Raw genomic sequence first — 20,356 nt, 5'->3', positions numbered from 1 at the left:
ATTAAATAATCAGGTTTAACTTATTTCTTTATCTTATTGAAAAGACGGAAGAAATTATCTGTTGAGGCTTGCGCCACCTCGGCCACCGTAATGCCTCTCAGGTCGGCGATCTTCTCGGCCACGTGGATCACCTTGGACGGGTCATTGAGCTTGCCCCGGTACGGCACGGGTGCCAGATACGGAGAGTCGGTCTCGATCAGCAGGCGGTCAAGCGGGACCTTGGCGGCCACTTCATGCACGACCTGGGCATTCTTGAAGGTGACGATGCCCGACAGCGAAATGTAGAAATTCTGGTCCAGCGCGGCTTGCGCCATGTCCCAATTCTCGGTGAAGCAGTGCATGACCCCGCCCACTTCCGACGCGCGTTCTTCCTGCAGCATGCGCACGGTGTCTTCGGCGGAGGAGCGCGTATGGACGATCAGCGGCAGGCCCGTATCGCGGGCGGCGCGGATGTGGCGGCGGAAGCGCTCGCGCTGCCAGTCCAGCGGTTCCGACAGGCGGTAGTAGTCCAGGCCGGTCTCGCCAATGGCCACGACCTTCGGGTGTTCGGACAGCCGGACCAGCTCTTCCGGCGATGGGTCCGGCGTGTCCTCGTAGTCGGGATGCACGCCCACCGAGGCCCACAAATTGGGCTGCGGCTCGACCAGCGCCATCAGGCCCGGCCATTCGGGCATATTGACGCTGACGACCAGCGCGTGGGTCACCTGGTTGGCGGCCATCCGCTCAAGGATGGCCGGCAGATCGGCGGCCAGCTCCGGAAAATTCAAATGACAGTGGGAATCGACGTACATGTTTTGACTACGTAAAAAGGCCGTGGCCCCTCATCCCGTTGCCGGGAGAAACGCCACTGGATCAGGGACTTACGCCTGGCAGGATAGCACCACGCGTTGCAGGGTGGCGTGCGCGAAAAGCTTGGCGTTCAGCGGATGGGTGGCCAGGGCGCGTTGCCGCGTCAGCCAGCGCGCGGCCTCGGACACGCGTGCGCGGTCCATGCGTGCGGCGACCTGGACAACGCCCGCCGCCAAGGCCGGAAAGTACCGCACCGGCGCGCCCGCGCTGGCCAGCATCAGGTCGGTGTACACGCGTTGCAGCGCATCGATCCATTCGCTGGCGGGCACCTTTTCCAGCGATTCGGCCAACGTGCCGACATCAGGCGGCTGCCCCTGGGCAAGCGGGCCGATCAATTGCGATAGCCACGGCGGGCAGGCGGTATCGCCGGCCTGCGCCAGGCGCAGCGCGGCCAGCGGCGCGCCGCCGGCGGCCGCCAGCCATTCGCGTGCGGGCTCCACGTTCTGACCGCGCAGCCATTGCAGCGCGGTATCCGGGTCCGGGGCCGGCAGCGGCAAACGCCGACAGCGCGACACCAGGGTCGGCAGCAAGCGGTCCGGCGCGTCGGCCACCAGCAGGAAAACCGTATGCGGAGGCGGTTCTTCCAGCACTTTGAGCAAGGCGTTGGACGACACCACGTTCAGCGCGTGCGCCGGGTACAGCAGCGCCACGCGCCAACCGCCCCGGTGCGTCGCCGTGTTGAACCACGACTCCAGCGAACGGATCTGGTCGATGCGGATTTCCTTGGACGGCGCCCGCTTGGCGGGACCGGCAGCGGGCTCGGCGTCTTCAGCGGGCTCGGCGGCGTCCGCCCCCTCTTCCACGGCCACGGCTTCGGGCCGGATGCGGCGCAAGTCGGGGTGGTTGCCGCTGGCGAACCAGGCACAGGCGGCACAATGGCCGCAGGCCAGGCCGTTCTCGGGCGTTTCGCACAGCAGGCTGGCCGCCGCCGCGATCGCGAAGTCCAGCTTGCCGATGCCGGCCAGGCCGTGCACCAGCCAGGCATGGGCAAAGCGGTCGCGATTGCCCAGCCAGGCGCGCGCCGTGTCCATCTGCCAAGGCAGGAATTGGGGCGCGCTCATGCCTGGGCAGCCAGCAGTTCGCGCAGGCCGCCTTCCAGTTCCGTGCGAATCCGCTCGATGGACTGCGTCGAGTCCACGATATGGATGCGGCCGGGATCGGCCTTCGCGCGGTCGTGATAGGCCTCGCGGGTGCGTTCGAAGAACTCGGCGCCCTCGCGCTCGAAGCGGTCGGGTTCGCGCGCGTCGGCCAACCGGGCCCGCGCGACCTCCAGCGGCACATCGAAGAGCCAGGTGCGGTCGGGCTGGCCCGCCTGCATCCAGGCTTCCAGCACCGCGATGCGCGCAGCCCCCAAGCCGCGCCCGCCGCCCTGATAGGCGTAAGTCGCGTCGGTATAGCGGTCGCATACGACCCATGCGCCGCGCGCCAGCGCCGGTTCGATCACTTGGCGGGCATGTTCGCAACGGGCCGCAAACATCAGCAGGGTTTCGGTGTCCAGCCCCATCGTGTCGGTCAACACCAGGGCGCGCAGCTTCTCGCCCAGCGGCGTGCCGCCGGGTTCACGCGTGGACACCACGTCCACGCCCTGGCCCCGCAAAAAGTCCGCGATCCAGACGGTGTGCGTGCTCTTGCCCGCGCCGTCCACGCCCTCCAGCGTAATGAAGCGTCCGCGTGAGGTCATTGATCTTGTCCTTTTGGTGTATCGGAATCGGTATCGGGAGGGGCGCCGGCGGCCGGACCCGAATCAGCCGGGCCGGAATCGGCGGGCGCAGCGGCAGGCGCAGTCGGCGCCCCCGCTGGAGCGGGTGCGCCTGCGGGCGTCGGCACCGCGGCCGGGCGCACGGTCTGCCCCTGGCCCAGGATGTAGCGGGAGACGTTGCGGTTGTGCCCCGACAGGTTCTCGGCGAATTCGCTGGTGCCGTTGCCCCGCGACACGAAGAACAGGTACTTGTGCTGTTCAGGCTGCACCGCGGCCAGCAGCGCCGCGCGGCCCGCGGCCGCGATCGGCGTAGGCGGCAGGCCTGGGCGCGTATAGGTGTTCCACGGCGTATCGGTCTGCAAGTCGCGCTTGCGGATCCGGCCCTGATAGTTCTCGCCCATCCCGTAGATGACAGTGGGATCGGTCTGCAGCAGCATGCCGATCTTCAGCCGGTTGGTGAACACGCCCGACACGCGGCGGCGGTCCGGGCCGTGGCCCGTTTCTTTTTCGATGATCGACGCCAGCACCAGCGCTTCGTAGGGCGTCGCCACCGGCAGGTCGGACTGGCGCTTGGCCCAGGTGTCCTGCAGGATGCGCTGGCCTTCCTGATAGGCGCGGCGCAGCAGGTCGTAATCGGTGCTGCCGGGCGTGAAGATATAGGTGTCCGGGAAGAACAGCCCCTCTGGATGCTTGATGTCCGAGCCCAGGCGCTCCATCAGCGCTTCATCGCTGGTGTCGCCCAACGTCTGCTTGACGTCCGGGTTCTCGCGCAGCGCCTGGCGGATCTGGCGGAAGGTCCAGCCTTCCAGGAAGGTGATCTGGCGTTGGGTCATGTCACCCCTCGCCAGCCGCTCCAGCAGCAGCCACGGCGTATCGCCATTGATGGCCTGGTAGCCGCCGGCCTTCATCAGCTTGTCCTGCTCGGTCAGGCGCGCCATCCAGACAAAACCCGGCTCCCACATCGGCACGCCGACCGCATTGAGCGCGCGCGCGACCGTGCGCGGGCTACTGCCCGGGTCCACCACAAAATCGATCCTGTCGGCCGGCAACTGCATGGGCCGGTGCATCCAGCTCCATGCGGCGCCCACGGCTGCCGCGGCGGCAATCACGATGAGCAGGAATGACCACAAGACGTAAAAACGGAGTCGCTTCTTCATAAGTCCCAGAAGTTTAATGGATCAGGCGGACCTGTCGCGGCAAAAGTGGGGCCGGGGCGCGCGGCACAGCCCTGCGCCCGTCGGGGGCACTGGCCTTTCGCCAAGGGAAGACGGCTATCATCTGCTCTTTGATGTTGCGATAACACCGCCGCCATGCATGCTTTCTACAGTTCGATCCCCGTCCGCGCAGAAGGTTGCGCGCAATGCGCGCCGCTGGAAGATTTTGTGGTCTTCAGCGCCGCCGGCGCCGATGCCCTGACCTTCCTGCACGGCCAACTGACGCAGGACGTCACCGGCCTGCCCGCCGACGCCGCCCGCCTGGCGGGCTATTGCACCGCGAAGGGCCGCCTGCTGGCCACGCTGGTGATGTGGCGCGCCGCCCCCGGCGCCGACGACGCCCCCCAACTCTATGGCCTGGTGCGCCAGGATCTGTCGCAAGCCCTGCTCAAGCGCTTGTCGATGTTCGTGCTGCGCGCCAAGGTCAAGCTGGCCGCCACGCCGCTGAACGTCACCGGCGTCCAGGCATCGGCCGAAGACGCCGCCGCGCTGGAAGCCGTGACCGGCGCATTGCCGCGCGGCGCCTGGCAGCGCGCCGACCTGCCGTCCGGCACCTGGATCGCCGCGCCGTCGGCCGACGGCCGCCTGCGCTGGTGGTGGATCGCGTCCGACCAGCAACTGGACCAGGCCGCCCCGCTGGCTGCGGTACTGGGCCTGGCTCCCGCCTCGCAATGGCAGGTGGCCGACCTGGCCGCCGGCATCCCCTGGATCGCCACGGCCACGCAAGACGTCTTCATCCCGCAGACCGTCAACCTGGAACTGATCCAGGGCGTGAGCTTCACCAAGGGCTGTTATCCCGGCCAGGAAGTGGTGGCACGCAGCCACTACCGCGGCACCGTCAAACGCCGCATGGCCTACGGCACCATCACCGACGCCAGCCTGCAAGGCGCGGCATTGGCCGGCGTGGACGTGTTCGACGCCACCCAGCCGGGCGAGCCCATCGGCCGCGTCGTGGATGCCGCCAGCGAAGCCGGCGTGGCGTCCGTCCTGTTCGAAACCACACTGGCCGCCCTGCCCGAAGGCGATCTGCGCCTGGGTGCGGCGGACGGCCCCCGCATCGCCGCGGCGCCGCTGCCGTACTCGATCACGCCTTAAGCTTATTTCGCCTGGCGCCGGCCTTAGACGGCCACGCCGAACAGCGCGCCGACGGCGGCGGTCGCCGCCATCGCCAAGGCACCCAGCACCGTCACGCGCATCGCCGCGGGCGCCTTGGGCGCGCCCCCGGCTCCGGCCGCCAGCGCGCCCAGCACCGCCAGACAGACCACCGACGCGCCGATCACCCAGATGATCAGTTGCGGCAACGGCGCCGCCACGGCCACCGCCAGCGGCAAGGCGGCGCCGCCGGCGAACGAGGCCGCGGAGGCCACCGCGGCCTGCACGGGCTGCGCCCGGTTATGGACGGATATGCCCAATTCATCGCGCGCGTGGGCGTCCAGGGCATCATGGCTGGTCAGTTGGCGGGCCACCTGTGCCGCCAGGTCGGGGGTCAGCCCGCGCCCCACGTAGATGTCGATCAGCTCGGCCAGTTCTTCTGCCGAATTGCCTTTCAGCGAACGCTGCTCCATGCGCAGGTCCGCGGCCTCGGTGTCGGCCTGGGACCGCACCGATACGTATTCACCGGCCGCCATCGACAAGGCCCCCGCCACCAGGCCGGCCAGCCCCGAGGTCAGGATGGCGCCATGCGTGGCCTGCGCCGCCGCCACGCCGGTGATCAGGCTGGCCGTCGAGACGATGCCGTCGTTGGCGCCCAGCACGGCGGCACGCAGCCAATTGCTGCGGAAAATCCGATGATGTTCTTTTGAAGGCATTGCGCGGCACCCATGCGGCGCGTGACAAACGCGGCGTGCGTCCGGCCCGGAAGGCCAGACGCGCACCGCGCCCGATTCATCGCGGCGTCACGCGTACCGCGGTAAGCAAGCCTATCACGCACATCGTGACCTGCTCGCCATCGTACGCATGCACTTCGACCTGGCAGATCGACAGGCGCTTGCCCGGCTTCACCACCCGGCCGCTGGCCACGAAGCGGTCGCCCTTGGCCGGCGCCAGGAAGTTCATCTTGAACTCCGACGTCAGGACGTCCTCGCCGGGCCCGAACAGCGTGTAGGCCGCATAGCCGCCCGCGCTGTCCGCGATCGTCGTCGAAATGCCCGCATGCAGAAAGCCGTTCTGCTGGCACAGGTCGGCGCGGTAGGGCAGCACGATGTCCACCCTGCCCGGTTCCACCACGTCCAGCCCGGCGCCCAGCAGCCGCATGATGCTTTGCTGGTCGAAACTGGCCTTGACCCGGGCGGCCGGGTCGGACGGTGAATGGTGCCCCGTCATGTCAGTCCTGCTCGCGCTTGACCAGATTGACGATGCTGGAGAAGTCCAGCTTGCCCGATCCGCCCGAACTGTGCAGCGAATACAGGTTGCGCGCCAGTTCGCCCAACGGGATCGACGCGCGCGCCGACAGCGCCGCCTCGGCCGCCAGGCCCAGGTCCTTGAGCATCAGATCGACGCCGAAGCCGCCCGCATAGCCCTTGGAGGCCGGCGCATGGTCCATGACGCCCGGCCAGGGGTTGTAGAGCTCGGTGGCCCAGTTGCGGCCGGAGCTCTTGGCGATGATGTCGGACAGCACCTTGGGATCCAGGCCGTTGGCCACGCCCAGCGCCAGCGCCTCGGACGTGCCCGCCATCAGGATGCCCAACAGCATGTTGTTGCAGATCTTGGCCACTTGGCCGGCGCCCGCGGGGCCGGCATGGAAAATGTTCTTGCCCATTTTCTCCAGCACGGGACGCGCACGCTCCAACGCGGCGTCCTGCCCGCCCACGATGAACGTCAGCGTGCCGGCGGCCGCGCCGCCGGTGCCGCCCGACACCGGGGCGTCAATCATCGCGATGCCGCGCACGTCGGCCGCCTGCGCCACCTTGCGCGCCGAATCCGGCGCGATGGTGCTGCACTCGATGACCAGCGCGCTGGACGGGATCTTGCCCAGCAGGTCTTCGCCCAGATACAGGCCTTCCACATGCTTGCTGGCCGGCAGCATCGAGATCACCACCTCGGCGCCCTTGACCGCTTCGGATGCGGACGCCGCCGCACGGGCGCCGGCGTCGGTCAGCAGCTTGACGGCGGCCGGCACCAGGTCGAACACCGTCAGGCTGTGGCCGGCCTTGACCAGATTCAATGCCATGGGCGCGCCCATGTTGCCCAAACCGATAAACGCGATACTGCTCATGATGTCTTGTCTCCTGTTGCTATTGCTGTAGGTATGGATTCATCGTGACCTGCATGACGGAAATCTGGGATTGGCCGGCCCGCCAGGCGAACCGGCCGGCGCGTCAGCGCCCTTCCTGGCCCAGGTCGGCCAGGGGATGCGGCTCGCCTTCGGGCCACGGCTCTTCGAAGAACTTCTGCACCCAGGCATCGGTCGCCATGTCCATGACGGCCGGATTCCAGCGCGGTTTCTTGTCCTTGTCGACCAGCAAGGCGCGGATGCCCTCGGCGAAATCGCCGTGCGCGGTACACGCCAGCGCCGCGATGTACTCGGCGCGGAACACATCGTCCAGCGAACGCAGGCGCGTGCGCTGCTGCAAGGCGAAAGCCAGGCGCACCGAACCCGGCGAGCCCGCCAGCATCGTCGTCGCCGCGCGCGCCAGCCACGGATCGGCGTGGTCCTTCAACAGCGCCAGCTCTTCGTAGATCTCGTCCAGCCGGTTGCCGTTGCACAGGTTGTTGATCAGGAACGAGTGCTGGCGCAGATGGCCCGCGTCCAGCGGCGTCTGCGGCTCCAGCGCGGTCAGCGCGCGGCGCAGCAGGCCGTCGTTCAACGATCGCGGCGCCATGGACGTCTCAGGCGCGCTTGCCGCCTGGCCGGCCCAAGGCTGCTCTTCCAGCGACGCCAGCAGCTTCGGCCAGTCCGCGTGGTTCAGGCGGAAGTCGGCCAAGCCCGCGAAGAACGCGTCGGCGGTGTTCATCTGGGCGCCCGTCAGGGCCAGGAACAGGCCGATGCGGCCCGGCATGCGGTTCAGCAGCCAGCTGCCGCCCACGTCGGGGAACAGGCCGATGGACACTTCCGGCATCGCCAGCCGCGAGGCCTCGCTGACCACGCGGTGGCTGGCGCCCATCATCAGGCCGATGCCGCCGCCCATGACAATGCCGTGGCCCCAACACAGCACGGGCTTCGGATAGGTGTGGATGCGGTAGTCCAGCCGGTACTCGTGCTCGAAGAAGCGGCGCGCATAGGCGTTGCTCCAACCGCTCTTGCCCTGATTCTCGCCCATGCTGCGGTACAGGCCGTGCAGGTCGCCGCCGGCGCAAAACGCCTTCTCGCCCGCGCCTTGCAACACCACCAGGGCCACGCCCGGGTCGCGCGCCCATTCGTCCAGGCGCGCCGCCAGCAAGTCCACCATTTCCAGCGACAGGCCGTTCAGGGTCTGCGGCGCATTCAGCGTCGCGATCCCGAACCGCATGCCGTTCGCCGCATTTCTTTCTTCGAACAACACCGGTGCATTCATCTTATGTCGGCTCCTTTTTCCAACAATTGGCGGGCAATGATCACGCGCATGATCTCGTTGGTGCCCTCCAGAATCTGATGAACGCGAGTATCGCGCACCAGACGCTCCAAGGGATAGTCCCGCAAGTATCCATAGCCGCCATGAATCTGTTGCGCGTCCAGGCAAATCTGGAAACCCATGTCCGTCGCGAAGCGCTTGGCCATGGCGCAGTAGGTCGCCGCGTCCGCGTCGCCCGCGTCCAGCTTGCAGGCGGCCAGCCGCACCATCTGGCGCGCCGCGACCAGATGCGTGGCCATGTCGGCCAGCTTGAACTGCAGGGCCTGGAATTCCGCCAGGCGGCGGTTGAACTGGCGGCGCTCGTCCATGTAGCGGCGGGCAGCGTCCAGCGCGCCCTGGGCCGCGCCCACCGAGCAGGTGCCGATATTGATCCGGCCGCCGTCCAGGCCCTTCATGGCGATCTTGAAGCCCTCGCCTTCCTGACCCAGCAGGTTGCCTGCCGGCACGCGCACGTTCTCGAACGTAATGGGGCGCGTGGACTGACTGTTCCAGCCCATCTTCTCTTCCTTGCGGCCATAGCTGATGCCCGGCGCGTCGGCGGGCACCGCGAACGCGCTGATGCCGCCCGCGCCCTCGCCTCCAGTACGCGCCATCACCACCAGCAGGTCGGTATCGCCGCCGCCCGAAATGAAGGCCTTCGCGCCGTTCAGCACATAGTCGTCGCCGTCGCGCTGCGCTCGCGTCGACAAAGACGCGGCGTCGGAGCCGGCACCCGGCTCGGTCAGGCAGTACGAGGCCAGCTTCTGGCCGCTGGCCAGCAACGGGCCCCAGGCCTCGCGCAATCCAGGCTGCCCCCATTTGCCGACCATCCAGGTGGCCATGTTGTGGATCGTCAGGAACGCGGTCGTCGACGGGTCCACCGCCGCCATTTCCTCGAACACCAGCGTGGCGTCCAGGCGCGGCAGGCCCAGGCCGCCGATCTCTTCGCTCGCATAGATGGCGCAAAAGCCCATCTCGCCCGCCCGGGCGAACGCCTCGCGCGGGAATATGCCTTCGGCGTCCCAGCGCGCGGCATGCGGCGCCAGTTCGCCCTCGGCGTAATCACGGGCGGCCTGCGCGAACGCGCGCTGCTCGTCGGTCAGTTCCAAGTCCACAGCCTGTCTCCTGTTGTCATCGGTATTGTCTGTCGGGGTTGCTGCCGCCTTATGAACGTCAGCCCCTTATGCTCGTCAGCCAGCCGATTTTGACATGACGTTAACGTAAACGTAAGTGCGATACCGTGTTTATGTTACGCCGGATGCCGCGGCGCGATTTGTCTTATTGATGACAATGTGGACAGGCGGACGGGGCGAAGAACGCCCGGAGGACGCCCCGGCGCTCGCGGTCCGCCAGCTGCCCCTACAGCAGGCCCGCCGGACGCACTCTGCCGTTCCTGGCCGTTTTGGAACGGCGGTGCTCCGCGCGGCGGCGGCGCGATTCCTTGGGGTCGAAACTCAGCCCGCGGTAGATCTCCACGCGGTCGCCGTCAGTCAGCCGCGCCTGCGGCTCGGTCGCGCGCCCGAAAATGCCCACGCCGCGCTCCCAGGGCTGGACAACGGGAAAGGCCCGTGCAAAACCGCTGGCGGCCAACGCATCGGCCACCGTCGCCCCGTCGGGCAACTGGATGTCGCGCAGCCACACATGGCCCGGCAAGGCATAGCAGACGCTGATGTTCAGCAGCGCCGCGCCGGCGGCTTCATTCCCCATACTTGGCCTGCGCCCGCTTGGTGAAGGAATCGATGAAGCTGGTGGCGATGCGGTTGAACACAGGCCCCACCACCATTTCCAAGGCGCGGTTGGAAAACGCGTATTCCATGGTGAACAGCACCTTGCAGGCGTCTTCGGCCAGCGGCTGGAATTCCCAATGCCCGATCAGGCTCGAGAACGGGCCATCCACCAGCTCCAGGTCGATCCGGTCGGGATAGACGTGGGTATTGCGCGTGGTGAAGCGCTGCTTCATCCCCGCGAAACTGATCAGGATAGAGGCCTGCATGCCGTGCTCGTCGCGGGTCTGCACCTCGGCGCCGCCACACCACGGCATGAACTCGGGGTACTTTTCCACGTCGGCGACCAGATCGAACATCTGGGCGGCGCTGTAAGGCACCAGGACGGATCGTTGTACTTTGTGCATCGACTATCGCAAATGGCTAGAATGGCAAGATTTTACCGGCACCGCACGACCTGGGCCTAATAACGGGGAAAGCACAGCGCGGCATGCTGGACTGCGCCTTCGGCACGTCCAACCCGGCCCCGCCCGTCAGCCCCCCTAAAAGACCCGCAAAGCCCCCAGGCAAAAAAGGCGTTATGAGCATTATCGACAATCGCAAGGCCACGCACGACTATTTCATCGAAGACCGCTACGAAGCCGGCCTTGTCCTGCAAGGCTGGGAAGTCAAGGCGATCCGCGATGGCCGCGTGCAGCTCAAGGAAAGCTACGTCATCGTACGCGATGGCGAACTGTACCTGCTGGGCATGCACGTCAGCCCGTTGCCGACGGCGTCCACCCATATCCACCCCGATGCCATGCGCACGCGCAAGCTGCTGCTCAAGGCCGAGGAAATCAGCAAGCTCATCGGCAAGGTCGAGCAGCGCGGCTATACGCTGGTGCCGCTGAACCTGCACTACAAGAACGGGCGCATCAAACTGGACTTCGCCCTGGGCCGCGGCAAGAAGATGTTCGACAAGCGCGACACGGCGCGCGAAAAGGACTGGCAGCGCGAGAAAGAACGCATCATGAAGCACGACACGCGGGCCCCGCGCAAAGACAAGGCAGACTGAGTTCAGGCCACGGCCTGCAACGCCGCAGGCTCGGCCTGGCCGCCCGGCCCCACGATGCGGTTGCGGCCGGCCGACTTGGCCGCATAGAGTTTGCGGTCGGCCCTTTCGAAGAACACCTGCAGATTCTCGCCGGGCATCCATTCCGCGATGCCCGCGCTGAACGTGTATGAAATGGTGCTGCCGCCGTGCGAGCAAGGCGTGCGGTGCACGGAATCCAGCAGGCGGGCCGCCACCTCCATGACCGCGTCGCCGCGCATGTCGGGGAACAGCACGCCGAATTCCTCGCCGCCCACGCGGCCCACGTGGTCTCCCGTGCGCAGCGTAGCCGTCGCCAGCAAGCCGAAATGGCGCAGGACCGCGTCGCCCGCCACGTGGCCGTGCGTGTCGTTGATCGTCTTGAAGTGGTCGATATCCAGCAACAGCAAGGTCAATGGCCGGCGCGTGCGCAATGCTTGCGCGCAATAGCGCTCCGCCTGCATCCACCAGGCCTTGCGGGACATCAGCCCTGTCAGGAAATCGGTGTTGGCCTCGTTCTCGCGGTCGGCCAGCATGCGGTCGTGGATGACCATGATGGTGCCCAGCGTCAGGCAGGGCATCACCAACACGCCCAACGTCAGATAGGCGATGTTCCAGATGCTGGGTTCCAGCAACGTCTGCGGCGGCACCAGGTCCAGCAGGTGGGCGCCGGCCCGCGCGCCGCTGACCGCGGCCGACGCCATCGCCACCGACCACACGAAACGGTAGCTGTAACGCGAGCGGTGCGTCGGCATGTTGCGCTGCACGGTGATGGCCACCGCCAGCAGAAACCCCATCTGCAGCAGCGACATCGCCACGATGCGCGGCCCGACCTGCCAATCCACGTAGGTGTAGCCCAGCAGCACCACCAGGGCCACAAGGCAACCGAGCGTCATCAGGTGCCGCGGCACGTCCAGCCCCATCAGCCGCCGCACGCCCGCGTAGTACGAGCACAGCGCCAGCGCGATGGCCGAATTTGGCACCACGACGGACAGCCACAAGGGCGCCGCCGTGCTTTGCAGACCAAACGTAAAAAACGCCAACAGCGTGAGCAAGTTGGCGCGTATGGTTTCGCGGATACCGGCCATGCCGCTGCGCGCCAGGGACCCCAGCACACACAAGGACAGCACTCCCGCCAGCCCTGCTATCAAAAGCAAATTCACGGGAGCGATCATGGCCGGGGCGCCGCAAGGCGCGGTATCAAGTGTTGCGCGTGGACTTCACAATGGTCATGGCGGAAGCGATCATGCCGCCCACGTCCGACATGTTGGCCGGCAGGATCAGCGTATTGCCTTCCTTGGCCACATTGGCGAACGCCTCGACGTAGCGCTCGGCCACCTTCAGGTTCACGGCCTCCATGCCGCCCGGCTGGCGCACCGCGTCGGCGACTTGCGTGATGGCCTTGGCGGTGGCTTCGGCAATCGCCAGCACGGCGGCGGCCTCGCCCTGCGCCTGGTTGATCTGCGCCTGCTTTTCGCCTTCCGAACGGGCGATGGCGGCTTCGCGCTCACCGGTGGCGATGTTGATCTGTTCCTGGCGGCGGCCTTCGGACGCCGCGATCAGCGCGCGCTTTTCCCGCTCTGCGGTGATCTGCGCCTGCATCGAACGCAGGATCTCGTTGGGCGGCGTCAAATCCTTGATCTCGTAGCGCAGGACCTTCACGCCCCAGTTCAGCGCGGCCTCGTCCAGCGACGACACGATATTGCTGTTGATCGAATCGCGTTCTTCGAAGGTGCGGTCCAGTTCCATCTTGCCGATGACCGAACGCAAGGTGGTCTGCGACAACTGCGTGATCGCCGAGATGTAGTTCGACGAACCATAGGACGCGCGCATCGGGTCCGTCACCTGGAAGTACAGCACGCCGTCGACCTGCAATTGGGTGTTGTCGCGCGTGATGCAAACCTGGCTGGGCACATCCAGCGGGATTTCCTTCAGCGAATGCTTGTACGACACGCGTTCGATGAACGGGATGACGAAGCCCGCGCCCGGAGACAGGACGCGGTCGAACTTGCCCAGGCGTTCAACCACCCAGGCGTGCTGCTGGGGCACGATGGCGATCGATTTGATGACGATCAGGATCGCCAGCGCGACGACGACGAGCAGGACGATAGTGGAAGTATCGATCATGATGTAAAGCCTCTCCTGGAGTAAGTGCGAGGGCGCCTTCGCCTGTCGGCAACGGCGCCTGCTGCGGGCTGCGCCTGGCGCAAGCCGGTTCTACTGTGCCGAGCCCGGCGTGCCCCGGGGGGTCAGCACCAGGATCGAACCACGCAGTTCGGTAATGATGTGTTCGCCGGCCCGCGGGGTCTGGCCGTGGGCCAGCTCGGCCTGCCAATGGGCGCCGCGGTACCAGACGCGCGCGGTGCCCTGGTCGGACCAGGCTTCCACCGCCACCGTCTGCCCGATGTCCAGATTGACGTCGGCGTTGCGGGCCGAATTGACCTCGCGCTTTTTCAGGACGCGCGTCTTGCGCAGTAGCAGCAGGCCCAGCAGCAGCACTACGCCGCAGGCCACAAGCTGCCATTCCAGGCCGGCGCCCAGCCATGCGGCAACGCCCGCGGCCGCCAACCCCAAGGCCACCAGCAGTAAATAGAAGGTACCCGTCGCCAGTTCCCCGATAAGGGCCAGCGCGGCCAGTCCCAGCCAGATCCACATAGTCTTAAGGTCGCCTGAAAGGATGAGTCGTGAGCGGATTGTACGTATTTCCGGGACGCAGCGGGGCGGGATGCCATCCTCGTGAAATTTCGCACTGGATTATGATGTGCGTAGATGTCGGGATCCCGTCCGGATTGCTGGCGTCTGCCTATCCACGCACAAGCTTCCATGACCGCTGCAATCCCTTCTGCCCTACCCGTCCTGATCCTGCACACCGGTGATCCCGAGGACACGCTCAAAAGCCAGTTCGGCGGCTATGCCGAACAATTGGCGCAAGCTGCCGGCCTGACGGCCAGCGCCGTCGAAGTCGTCGCCGTACACGAGGGCCAGCGCCCGCAGGCCCCCGCCCGCTACCGCGCCGCGTTGATCACCGGTTCGCCCGCCATGGTCACGGACAAGGAACCCTGGAGCGAAGATGCCGCAGCCTGGCTGCGCGATGCCGCGGCCGCAGGTCTGCCCATGTTCGGCGTCTGCTACGGCCACCAGTTGCTGGCGCACGCGCTGGGCGGCAAGGTGGGCTACAACCCCGCCGGCCGCGAAGTGGGCACGCAAACCGTGGAACTACTGCCGCCCGCCGCGGGCGACAAGCTGCTGGCCGGCCTGCCGCCCACCTTCCCTGCGCAGATGTTGCACGCCCAGACCGTGCTGCAGCCGCCGCCCGGCGCCTCCGTGCTGGCGCGCTCGGACCTGGACGAGCACCAGATGATCCGCATCGGCCGTAACGTCTTTTCCACTCAGTTCCACCCCGAATTCGGCCCGGACTTCGTCCGCGCCCACCTGGAACGCTACAGCCGCCGCTACGCCGCCGAAAACCTGGACATCCCCGATCTGTCGGCCAACGTCCGCGCCACGCCCGTGGCGGGCGGATTGCTGCGCCGGTTCCTGGATGTCTACGCGCCGGCCTGACCCGCCCCCGCCCGCACGCAACATCCGGAGTGCGGCGTCCGGACGGCTTTGAGACCATGGGGTATCGCGCATCCGACCATGCGCACGACAGGAGTCCCGTATGAGCCCAGCCGCAGCCCCCTTGAGCAAACAGCACGCCGCCGCCGTCGAGCGCGCCTGCCGCGCCCTGGAAGCCGAGCAGCCGCCCGACCTGTCCACCCTGGCCGAGCAGGCGGGCATGAGCCGCTTCCACTTCCACCGCGTCTTCAAGGCAGCCACGGGCATCACGCCCAAAGCCTACGCCAATGCCCTGCGCGCCAGCCGCGCGCGCCATCAGCTCAAGCAAAGCGCCAGCGTCACGGACGCCATGTACGAGGCCGGTTTCAACTCCAGCGGCCGCTTCTATGAATCCGCTCCGGCCATCCTGGGCATGACGCCCACCGCTTTCCGCCGGGACGGCGAAGGCGTGGATATCCGTTTCGCCGTGGCCCAATGCTCGCTGGGCGCCCTATTGGTCGCGGCCAGCAGCACCGGCATCTGCGAAATCGCCCTGGACGCGGATCCCGAACAATTGGTCCGCAACCTGCAAGACCGCTTCAAGGCCGCCCGGCTGATCGGGGCGGACACCGCCTTCGAGGCGTGGGTGGCCGCCGTGGTGGGCTTCGTCGAAGACCCCTCCCGCGGGCTGGACCTGCCGCTGGACGTGCGCGGCACCGCATTCCAGCGCCGCGTCTGGGAAGCCCTGCGGGACATTCCCGCCGGCACGACCGCCACCTACACCGACATCGCCGAACGCATCGGCTCCCCGCGCGCCGTGCGCGCGGTGGCGCGCGCCTGCGCGACCAACCACATCGCGCTTGCGATCCCCTGCCATCGCGTCGTGCGCACCGACGGATCGCTGGCCGGCTACCGTTGGGGCATCGACCGCAAACGCGTTTTGCTGGCCCGGGAAGCACAAGCGGCCTGATGCCTAGACAGCTTCGGTCGCTTCCGCCAGGAACGACTCGATCGCCGCTGCCAGGGCCAACGGCGTCTCGTTCATCGGATAATGGCCGGCCGCCGGCCGCACCTCAAGACTGCTGCGGTCGATGATGGTCCTGCGATGATCGGTCTGGTCAGGCCGAAGGTGTGGAAGCCGAGTTCGTCGGCCAGCGCCAGCGCGCAGGCCGTGACCCGGGTGGCAATGGACCTCGGCTATGCGAGTCCTGCCGCATTCGCATCCGCGTTCCGCCAGACCCTGGGCGACACGCCGACGCGATACCTGGAAGCGCACCGGACAGCGTGACGGCGCAGTGGCCTCATCCAAACGGCCGACGCGAAAAAAACCCCGCATCGTTTCCGATGCAGGGTTTTTTTGATCAGCCAGCCAGTCGTTACTTGGCCAGGCGTTGCCAGGTGTCGACAACGGTGTCCGGATTGAGCGACATCGACAGGATGCCCTCGTCCTTCAGCCATTGCGCGAAGTCCGGGTGGTCGCTGGGGCCTTGGCCGCAAATGCCCACGTACTTGTTGGCGGCCAGGCAAGCCTTGATCGCGCGGCGCAGCATGAACTTCACGGCCTCGTCGCGCTCGTCGAAGTCGGCGGCCAGCAGTTCCATGCCCGAATCGCGGTCCAGGCCCAGCGTCAGCTGGGTCATGTCGTTCGAACCGATCGAGAAGCCGTCGAAGTACTGCAGGAATTCGTCGGCCAGAATGGCGTTGGACGGCACTTCGCACATCATGATCAGCTTCAGGCCGTTTTCACCACGCGCCAGGCCATGCTTGGCCAGCAGGTTGACGACCTTTTCCGCCTGGCCCACGGTACGCACGAACGGCACCATGATCTCGACGTTGGTCAAGCCCATGTCGTCGCGCACCTTCTTCAGCGCTTCGCATTCCATGCGGAAGCACTCGGCGAAGTCCTCGGCGATGTAGCGCGACGCGCCGCGGAAGCCCAGCATGGGGTTCTCTTCCTCGGGCTCGTAGCGCGAACCGCCGACGAGTTTGCGGTACTCGTTGGACTTGAAGTCCGACATGCGCACAATCACGGGCTTCGGGTAGAAAGCGGCAGCGATCGTCGCCACGCCTTCGGCCATCTTCTCGACGAAGAACGCGCGCGGGCTGGCGTGTCCGCGGGCCGCCGATTCCACGGCCTTCTTCAGTTCGCCGTCCACATTCGGGTAGTCCAGGACCGCCTTCGGGTGGATGCCGATGTTGTTGTTGATGATGAATTCCAGGCGGGCCAGGCCCACGCCGCTGTTCGGGATCTGCGCGAAATCGAACGCCAGTTGCGGATTGCCCACGTTCATCATGATCTTCAGATCGATGGCGGGCATGTCGCCGCGGCGGACTTCTTCCACTTCGGTTTCGATCAGGCCGTCATAGATGCGGCCTTCGTCGCCTTCCGCGCAAGACACGGTCACGGCCTGGCCTTCCTTCAGCAGATCGGTGGCGTTGCCGCAACCCACGACAGCCGGAATGCCCAGTTCGCGCGCGATGATCGCCGCGTGGCAGGTACGGCCGCCACGGTTCGTGACGATGGCCGCGGCACGCTTCATTACGGGCTCCCAGTTGGGGTCCGTCATGTCGGTGACCAGCACGTCGCCCGGCTGGACCTTGTCCATGTCCGAGATGTCACCCACGACGCGCACGGGGCCGGCGCCGATCTTCTGGCCGATCGCGCGGCCGGTGATCAGGACCTGGCCGGTCGCCTTCAGGCGGTAGCGCTGCTGGACGTCGTTCACGCCCTGCTGGGACTTCACCGTTTCCGGACGCGCCTGCAGGATGTAGATCTTGCCGTCGACGCCGTCGCGGCCCCACTCGATGTCCATCGGGCGCTGGTAGTGCTTTTCGATGATGACGGCGTAGCGGGCCAGTTCGTTGACTTCGTCGTCGGTCAGCGAGTAGCGGTTGCGTTCGGACACCGGCACGTCGACGGTGCGCACGGCACGGCCTTCGGGACGCTCGGGATCGAATTCCATCTTGATCAGCTTGGAGCCGATGCGGCGGCCAACGATCGGGAAGTGGCCTTGGGCCAGCGTCGGCTTGAAGACGTAGAACTCGTCGGGGTTGACCGCGCCTTGCACCACGGTTTCGCCCAGGCCGTACGACGACGTGATGAACACGACGTCTTCGAAGCCCGATTCGGTGTCGATGGTGAACATGACGCCGGCGCTGCCCTTGTCGGAACGCACCATGCGCTGGATGCCGGCCGACAAGGCGACATCGGCGTGGGCATAGCCCTTGTGCACGCGATAGGAGATGGCGCGATCGTTGTACAGCGAGGCGAACACGTGGCGGATCTTGTCCAGCACGTCGTCGATGCCGACCACGTTCAGGAAGGTTTCCTGCTGGCCGGCGAACGAGGCGTCGGGCAGGTCTTCGGCCGTGGCGGACGAGCGCACGGCGAACGAGCCCTTGCCGTCAGCGTCGAGCTTGGCGAAGGCTTCGCGGATCTGGGCTTCGAATTCGGCCGAGAAAGGGGCTTCGACCAGCCATTGGCGAATTTGCGCGCCGGCGTTGGCCAGCTCGCGCACGTCTTCCGGGTTCAGCGTGGTCAGACGTTCAGCGATGCGCTTGTCCAGGCCCGACGCCTTCAGGAAGTCGCGGAAGGCGTCAGCGGTCGTGGCAAAGCCGCCCGGCACGCGGACACCCGCGCCAGACAGCTGGCTGATCATTTCGCCCAGTGATGCGTTCTTGCCTCCTACCGAGTCCACGTCCGTCATGCGGAGCTGCTCGAACAAAACAACGTACGACATTGAAGTCACCTTTTACAATGGAATGAAAGCGAGTTTGGTCAATGCATGGATAAGCGGAAAAAACCCGCATTTCCAAACGCTGACCAAACTGGCCTTGGACCGCCCTTGGGGTGACTTATAGGGGCCTGATTGTACTCGGTGGAGTACCTTCGGCTATCTGACTGGTTGGAATTTTTTACACATGACATCTACCCCGATCGTACGCACGGTATACATCGTTTCCGACAGTACCGGCATCACCGCTGAGACGTTCAGCCAGTCGGTGCTTTCCCAGTTCGAAGAGGTCGATTTCAAGCCGATCCGCCTGCCTTTTGTCGACACGCTGGAGAAAGCGGCCGAGGTCGCGATGCGCATCGACCGCAGCGCCCTGGAAGCCGGTGTGCCCCCCATCGTGTTCAGCACCTTGGTCAACCCCGAGATCCTGGCCCGTGTTCGCCAGGCGAACGGGATTTTCATGGACCTGTTCGGCACCTTCGTGAGCCACATCGAACAGGCGCTGGGCCTGAAGTCCAGCCATTCCATCGGCCGCTCGCACATGCAGGCCAATTCCGAAAAATACCGCAACCGGATTGACGCCATCAACTTCAGCCTGGCGCACGACGACGGCCAGTTCGTGAACCAGCTGGACCAGGCCGACGTGATCCTGGTGGGCGTGTCCCGCTGCGGCAAGACGCCCACCAGCCTGTACCTGGCGATGCAGTACGCGATCAAGGCCGCCAACTTCCCGCTGACGCCCGACGATTTCGAGCGCGGCACCCTGCCCTCGACCATCGCGCCTCATCGCGCCAAGCTGTTCGGCCTGTCCATCCAGCCCGAACGCCTGGCGGAAGTCCGCAACGAGCGCCGCCCGAACAGCCGCTACTCGCAGCTGGAGCAATGCCGCTACGAGGTCGCCGAAGCCGAGCGCATGATGCGCCGCGAAGGCATTTCCTGGCTGTCCAGCACCACCAAGTCGATCGAAGAAATCGCGACGACGGTGCTGCAGGAAGTGGGGCTGGACCGCGGCTGATTCGGCGCTGAAACGACAAGGGCGCGCCATTGGCGCGCCCTTGCTACTTCCGCCGAACCCGTCCGGGACGGGCTTGGCAGGAATGACAGGCTTACAGGCCAGGCACCCGCTCAGGCGATGCCGCGCCCCAATAACGCAGGCCCTGCATTTCATGCACCGCCAGCTCGGCCGGGTCGACGAGTTGCATCGACAATTTGCCCACGGCGCCCGTGCTGCCCAACGATTCCGCCATGACGCGCACATAGCGCGTCTGGCCGGCATCCAGCATGAAGCTCACGCCGTCGCCCGTCCAATACAGATTGGTCACCACATAGCTGCCCGCCGGGCGGTCCACATAGAAGAAGCTGGCCGGCTTGTTGCGGCCGACCACTTCGTTGTTGACCCGAAGCTTTTGCTGCGACGACGCAAAATTCGACGGCTGCGGCTGGTAAAAATAGATCCGCCCCTTGCCTTCGGCGATCGGGGGGATCCGGTTCTCCAGCACTTCGTACTTGCCCCCGGCGCAACCCGCCAGCACGACGGCAACGGCGGCGCCGGCCAACATTTTCAACCACGTTTTCATTGACGCATCTCCACAGGCAACGTCACGGGACGGGACAGGGGCATGAAGGCGCTTTCTCCGGGAAGATAGAAACCGACCATTTTGCCGGACGTCGCGACCACATAGGCCTCGCCCTGGCGGCGGGTCTGGACCGTGAACAGGCCGCTTTGCGAGCGGTAGACATCGCCTTGCGGCAAGGCGCCCACGCGGCGCCATTGCGACCCCGACGGCAGCGTGACGCTGCTGTCATTGGGCAGCGGAGCGATCACGACCCGGGACAGCTGGATCGTATGGACAGGATCCGCGGGCGCCACAGGAACCATGGCGATTTTTTGCGTGCTGACCGACATGCACGCCCCTAACGCGAAGGCGCAGGCGGCAGCCATCAGTAGCGCCCGGCTTGCCCGCGTGAAACGACCCTCAAGCTTGTGAACCGGCGATGACA

Annotated in this window: 22 protein-coding genes and 1 pseudogene; 6 read left to right on the top strand and 17 right to left on the bottom strand. The window is 66.2% G+C overall.

The window, feature by feature from the left end; translation table 11 throughout:
* Positions 1-20: 20 nt before the first annotated feature.
* The 4 genes from A9973_RS01710 to mltG form a co-directional block, all read right to left on the bottom strand.
* Positions 21-791 (bottom strand): TatD family hydrolase, encoded by a 771-nt coding sequence (locus A9973_RS01710; RefSeq protein WP_183012036.1) that lies wholly within the window; start codon positions 789-791, stop codon positions 21-23.
* A gap of 69 nt (positions 792-860) precedes the next feature.
* Positions 861-1,910 carry a DNA polymerase III subunit delta' gene (gene holB / locus A9973_RS01705; RefSeq protein WP_183012035.1) on the bottom strand — a complete coding sequence of 350 codons (1,050 nt, stop codon included), beginning with the start codon at positions 1,908-1,910 and terminating at the stop codon, positions 861-863.
* The gene (tmk, locus tag A9973_RS01700) at positions 1,907-2,530 is read right to left on the bottom strand and encodes a dTMP kinase (protein ID WP_183012034.1); all 624 of its coding nucleotides are present in this window, start codon (positions 2,528-2,530) and stop codon (positions 1,907-1,909) included. Before tmk ends, holB begins: the two co-directional genes overlap by 4 nt.
* Positions 2,527-3,705 (bottom strand): endolytic transglycosylase MltG, encoded by a 1,179-nt coding sequence (mltG, locus tag A9973_RS01695; protein ID WP_183012033.1) that lies wholly within the window; start codon positions 3,703-3,705, stop codon positions 2,527-2,529. The genes tmk and mltG overlap by 4 nt, the downstream gene beginning before the upstream one ends.
* A 153-nt stretch (positions 3,706-3,858) precedes the next feature.
* Here mltG and A9973_RS01690 point away from each other — a divergent pair, with 153 nt between their 5' ends.
* Positions 3,859-4,857 (top strand): folate-binding protein YgfZ, encoded by a 999-nt coding sequence (locus A9973_RS01690; protein WP_183012032.1) that lies wholly within the window; start codon positions 3,859-3,861, stop codon positions 4,855-4,857.
* Positions 4,858-4,880: 23 nt separating this feature from the next.
* Here the strand turns inward: A9973_RS01690 and A9973_RS01685 are convergent, their stop codons facing one another.
* The 7 genes from A9973_RS01685 to A9973_RS01655 form a co-directional block, all read right to left on the bottom strand.
* Positions 4,881-5,570 carry a VIT1/CCC1 transporter family protein gene (locus tag A9973_RS01685; protein ID WP_183012031.1) on the bottom strand — a complete coding sequence of 230 codons (690 nt, stop codon included), beginning with the start codon at positions 5,568-5,570 and terminating at the stop codon, positions 4,881-4,883.
* A 76-nt stretch (positions 5,571-5,646) separates the two neighbouring features.
* On the bottom strand, positions 5,647-6,084 hold the full coding sequence (locus tag A9973_RS01680; protein WP_183012030.1) for a PaaI family thioesterase: 438 nt from the start codon (positions 6,082-6,084) through the stop codon (positions 5,647-5,649).
* A gap of 1 nt (position 6,085) precedes the next feature.
* Positions 6,086-6,976: a 3-hydroxyisobutyrate dehydrogenase gene (gene mmsB, locus A9973_RS01675; protein WP_183012029.1), complete on the bottom strand. Its 891-nt coding sequence runs from the start codon at positions 6,974-6,976 to the stop codon at positions 6,086-6,088.
* A gap of 103 nt (positions 6,977-7,079) precedes the next feature.
* Positions 7,080-8,255 carry an enoyl-CoA hydratase/isomerase family protein gene (locus A9973_RS01670; RefSeq protein ID WP_183012028.1) on the bottom strand — a complete coding sequence of 392 codons (1,176 nt, stop codon included), beginning with the start codon at positions 8,253-8,255 and terminating at the stop codon, positions 7,080-7,082.
* Positions 8,252-9,406, bottom strand: a complete 1,155-nt coding sequence (locus A9973_RS01665) for an acyl-CoA dehydrogenase family protein (RefSeq protein ID WP_183012027.1) — start codon at positions 9,404-9,406, stop codon at positions 8,252-8,254. The genes A9973_RS01670 and A9973_RS01665 overlap by 4 nt, the downstream gene beginning before the upstream one ends.
* Before the next feature lie 244 nt (positions 9,407-9,650).
* Positions 9,651-9,998: an RnfH family protein gene (locus A9973_RS01660; protein WP_183012026.1), complete on the bottom strand. Its 348-nt coding sequence runs from the start codon at positions 9,996-9,998 to the stop codon at positions 9,651-9,653.
* Positions 9,988-10,422 (bottom strand): type II toxin-antitoxin system RatA family toxin, encoded by a 435-nt coding sequence (locus tag A9973_RS01655; protein ID WP_105559689.1) that lies wholly within the window; start codon positions 10,420-10,422, stop codon positions 9,988-9,990. Before A9973_RS01655 ends, A9973_RS01660 begins: the two co-directional genes overlap by 11 nt.
* 173 nt (positions 10,423-10,595) lie before the next feature.
* Here A9973_RS01655 and smpB point away from each other — a divergent pair, with 173 nt between their 5' ends.
* The gene (gene smpB, locus A9973_RS01650; RefSeq protein WP_105559690.1) at positions 10,596-11,069 is read left to right on the top strand and encodes an SsrA-binding protein SmpB; all 474 of its coding nucleotides are present in this window, start codon (positions 10,596-10,598) and stop codon (positions 11,067-11,069) included.
* A gap of 2 nt (positions 11,070-11,071) precedes the next feature.
* On the opposite strand, the gene A9973_RS01645 is transcribed toward smpB, so the two are convergent.
* The 3 genes from A9973_RS01645 to A9973_RS01635 form a co-directional block, all read right to left on the bottom strand.
* A complete protein-coding gene (locus A9973_RS01645) occupies positions 11,072-12,259 on the bottom strand; it encodes a GGDEF domain-containing protein (protein ID WP_183012025.1) in 1,188 nt (395 codons plus the stop codon).
* A gap of 25 nt (positions 12,260-12,284) precedes the next feature.
* On the bottom strand, positions 12,285-13,211 hold the full coding sequence (locus tag A9973_RS01640) for an SPFH domain-containing protein (RefSeq protein ID WP_183012024.1): 927 nt from the start codon (positions 13,209-13,211) through the stop codon (positions 12,285-12,287).
* A gap of 90 nt (positions 13,212-13,301) precedes the next feature.
* A complete protein-coding gene (locus A9973_RS01635; RefSeq protein WP_183012023.1) occupies positions 13,302-13,739 on the bottom strand; it encodes an NfeD family protein in 438 nt (145 codons plus the stop codon).
* Between the two features lie 168 nt (positions 13,740-13,907).
* Between A9973_RS01635 and A9973_RS01630 the strand changes: the two genes are divergently transcribed.
* From A9973_RS01630 to A9973_RS31005, 3 genes and pseudogenes are all read left to right on the top strand, one after another.
* A complete protein-coding gene (locus A9973_RS01630) occupies positions 13,908-14,645 on the top strand; it encodes a glutamine amidotransferase (RefSeq protein WP_183012022.1) in 738 nt (245 codons plus the stop codon).
* A 100-nt stretch (positions 14,646-14,745) separates the two neighbouring features.
* Positions 14,746-15,591, top strand: coding sequence for a bifunctional transcriptional activator/DNA repair enzyme AdaA (locus tag A9973_RS01625; protein WP_183012021.1), 846 nt, complete (start codon positions 14,746-14,748; stop codon positions 15,589-15,591).
* A 186-nt stretch (positions 15,592-15,777) separates the two neighbouring features.
* Positions 15,778-15,909, top strand: a pseudogene (locus A9973_RS31005) (helix-turn-helix domain-containing protein); the annotation flags it as partial.
* An 88-nt stretch (positions 15,910-15,997) separates the two neighbouring features.
* Here the strand turns inward: A9973_RS31005 and ppsA are convergent.
* Entirely contained in the window at positions 15,998-18,361 is a 2,364-nt protein-coding gene (gene ppsA / locus A9973_RS01615) for a phosphoenolpyruvate synthase (RefSeq protein WP_183012019.1), read from the bottom strand.
* 181 nt (positions 18,362-18,542) lie between these two features.
* On the opposite strand from ppsA, the gene A9973_RS01610 reads away from it, so the two are divergent.
* Positions 18,543-19,370 carry a pyruvate, water dikinase regulatory protein gene (locus A9973_RS01610; RefSeq protein ID WP_054425834.1) on the top strand — a complete coding sequence of 276 codons (828 nt, stop codon included), beginning with the start codon at positions 18,543-18,545 and terminating at the stop codon, positions 19,368-19,370.
* Positions 19,371-19,461: 91 nt separating this feature from the next.
* Here A9973_RS01610 and A9973_RS01605 read toward each other — a convergent pair whose 3' ends face one another.
* Both A9973_RS01605 and A9973_RS01600 read right to left on the bottom strand, forming a co-directional pair.
* A complete protein-coding gene (locus A9973_RS01605) occupies positions 19,462-19,932 on the bottom strand; it encodes a DUF2846 domain-containing protein (RefSeq protein WP_183012018.1) in 471 nt (156 codons plus the stop codon).
* A complete protein-coding gene (locus A9973_RS01600; protein WP_255468974.1) occupies positions 19,929-20,297 on the bottom strand; it encodes a hypothetical protein in 369 nt (122 codons plus the stop codon). The genes A9973_RS01605 and A9973_RS01600 overlap by 4 nt, the downstream gene beginning before the upstream one ends.
* Positions 20,298-20,356 lie beyond the last annotated feature (59 nt).

It is taken from the genome of Achromobacter sp. UMC46, from assembly GCF_014170335.1.
Taxonomy (GTDB): Bacteria; Pseudomonadota; Gammaproteobacteria; order Burkholderiales; family Burkholderiaceae_B; genus Achromobacter.
Note: the sequence above shows the minus strand (reverse complement) of the source record. Positions and strands in the feature narration are given on the sequence as shown.

What these genes read in the sequence shown, in the direction of transcription:
- A9973_RS01600 (WP_255468974.1), bottom strand. Translation starts at nt 20,297, where the DNA reads ATGGCTGCCGCCTGCGCCTTCGCGTTAGGGGCGTGCATGTCGGTCAGC.
- A9973_RS01635 (WP_183012023.1), bottom strand. Translation starts at nt 13,739, where the DNA reads ATGTGGATCTGGCTGGGACTGGCCGCGCTGGCCCTTATCGGGGAACTG.
- mmsB (WP_183012029.1), bottom strand. Translation starts at nt 6,976, where the DNA reads ATGAGCAGTATCGCGTTTATCGGTTTGGGCAACATGGGCGCGCCCATG.
- mltG (WP_183012033.1), bottom strand. Translation starts at nt 3,705, where the DNA reads ATGAAGAAGCGACTCCGTTTTTACGTCTTGTGGTCATTCCTGCTCATC.
- A9973_RS01630 (WP_183012022.1), top strand. Translation starts at nt 13,908, where the DNA reads ATGACCGCTGCAATCCCTTCTGCCCTACCCGTCCTGATCCTGCACACC.
- holB (WP_183012035.1), bottom strand. Translation starts at nt 1,910, where the DNA reads ATGAGCGCGCCCCAATTCCTGCCTTGGCAGATGGACACGGCGCGCGCC.
- A9973_RS01645 (WP_183012025.1), bottom strand. Translation starts at nt 12,259, where the DNA reads ATGATCGCTCCCGTGAATTTGCTTTTGATAGCAGGGCTGGCGGGAGTG.
- A9973_RS01655 (WP_105559689.1), bottom strand. Translation starts at nt 10,422, where the DNA reads ATGCACAAAGTACAACGATCCGTCCTGGTGCCTTACAGCGCCGCCCAG.
- A9973_RS01610 (WP_054425834.1), top strand. Translation starts at nt 18,543, where the DNA reads ATGACATCTACCCCGATCGTACGCACGGTATACATCGTTTCCGACAGT.
- A9973_RS01670 (WP_183012028.1), bottom strand. Translation starts at nt 8,255, where the DNA reads ATGAATGCACCGGTGTTGTTCGAAGAAAGAAATGCGGCGAACGGCATG.
- A9973_RS01680 (WP_183012030.1), bottom strand. Translation starts at nt 6,084, where the DNA reads ATGACGGGGCACCATTCACCGTCCGACCCGGCCGCCCGGGTCAAGGCC.
- tmk (WP_183012034.1), bottom strand. Translation starts at nt 2,530, where the DNA reads ATGACCTCACGCGGACGCTTCATTACGCTGGAGGGCGTGGACGGCGCG.
- A9973_RS01660 (WP_183012026.1), bottom strand. Translation starts at nt 9,998, where the DNA reads ATGGGGAATGAAGCCGCCGGCGCGGCGCTGCTGAACATCAGCGTCTGC.
- A9973_RS01625 (WP_183012021.1), top strand. Translation starts at nt 14,746, where the DNA reads ATGAGCCCAGCCGCAGCCCCCTTGAGCAAACAGCACGCCGCCGCCGTC.
- A9973_RS01710 (WP_183012036.1), bottom strand. Translation starts at nt 791, where the DNA reads ATGTACGTCGATTCCCACTGTCATTTGAATTTTCCGGAGCTGGCCGCC.
- ppsA (WP_183012019.1), bottom strand. Translation starts at nt 18,361, where the DNA reads ATGTCGTACGTTGTTTTGTTCGAGCAGCTCCGCATGACGGACGTGGAC.
- A9973_RS01640 (WP_183012024.1), bottom strand. Translation starts at nt 13,211, where the DNA reads ATGATCGATACTTCCACTATCGTCCTGCTCGTCGTCGTCGCGCTGGCG.
- smpB (WP_105559690.1), top strand. Translation starts at nt 10,596, where the DNA reads ATGAGCATTATCGACAATCGCAAGGCCACGCACGACTATTTCATCGAA.
- A9973_RS01685 (WP_183012031.1), bottom strand. Translation starts at nt 5,570, where the DNA reads ATGCCTTCAAAAGAACATCATCGGATTTTCCGCAGCAATTGGCTGCGT.
- A9973_RS01605 (WP_183012018.1), bottom strand. Translation starts at nt 19,932, where the DNA reads ATGAAAACGTGGTTGAAAATGTTGGCCGGCGCCGCCGTTGCCGTCGTG.
- A9973_RS01690 (WP_183012032.1), top strand. Translation starts at nt 3,859, where the DNA reads ATGCATGCTTTCTACAGTTCGATCCCCGTCCGCGCAGAAGGTTGCGCG.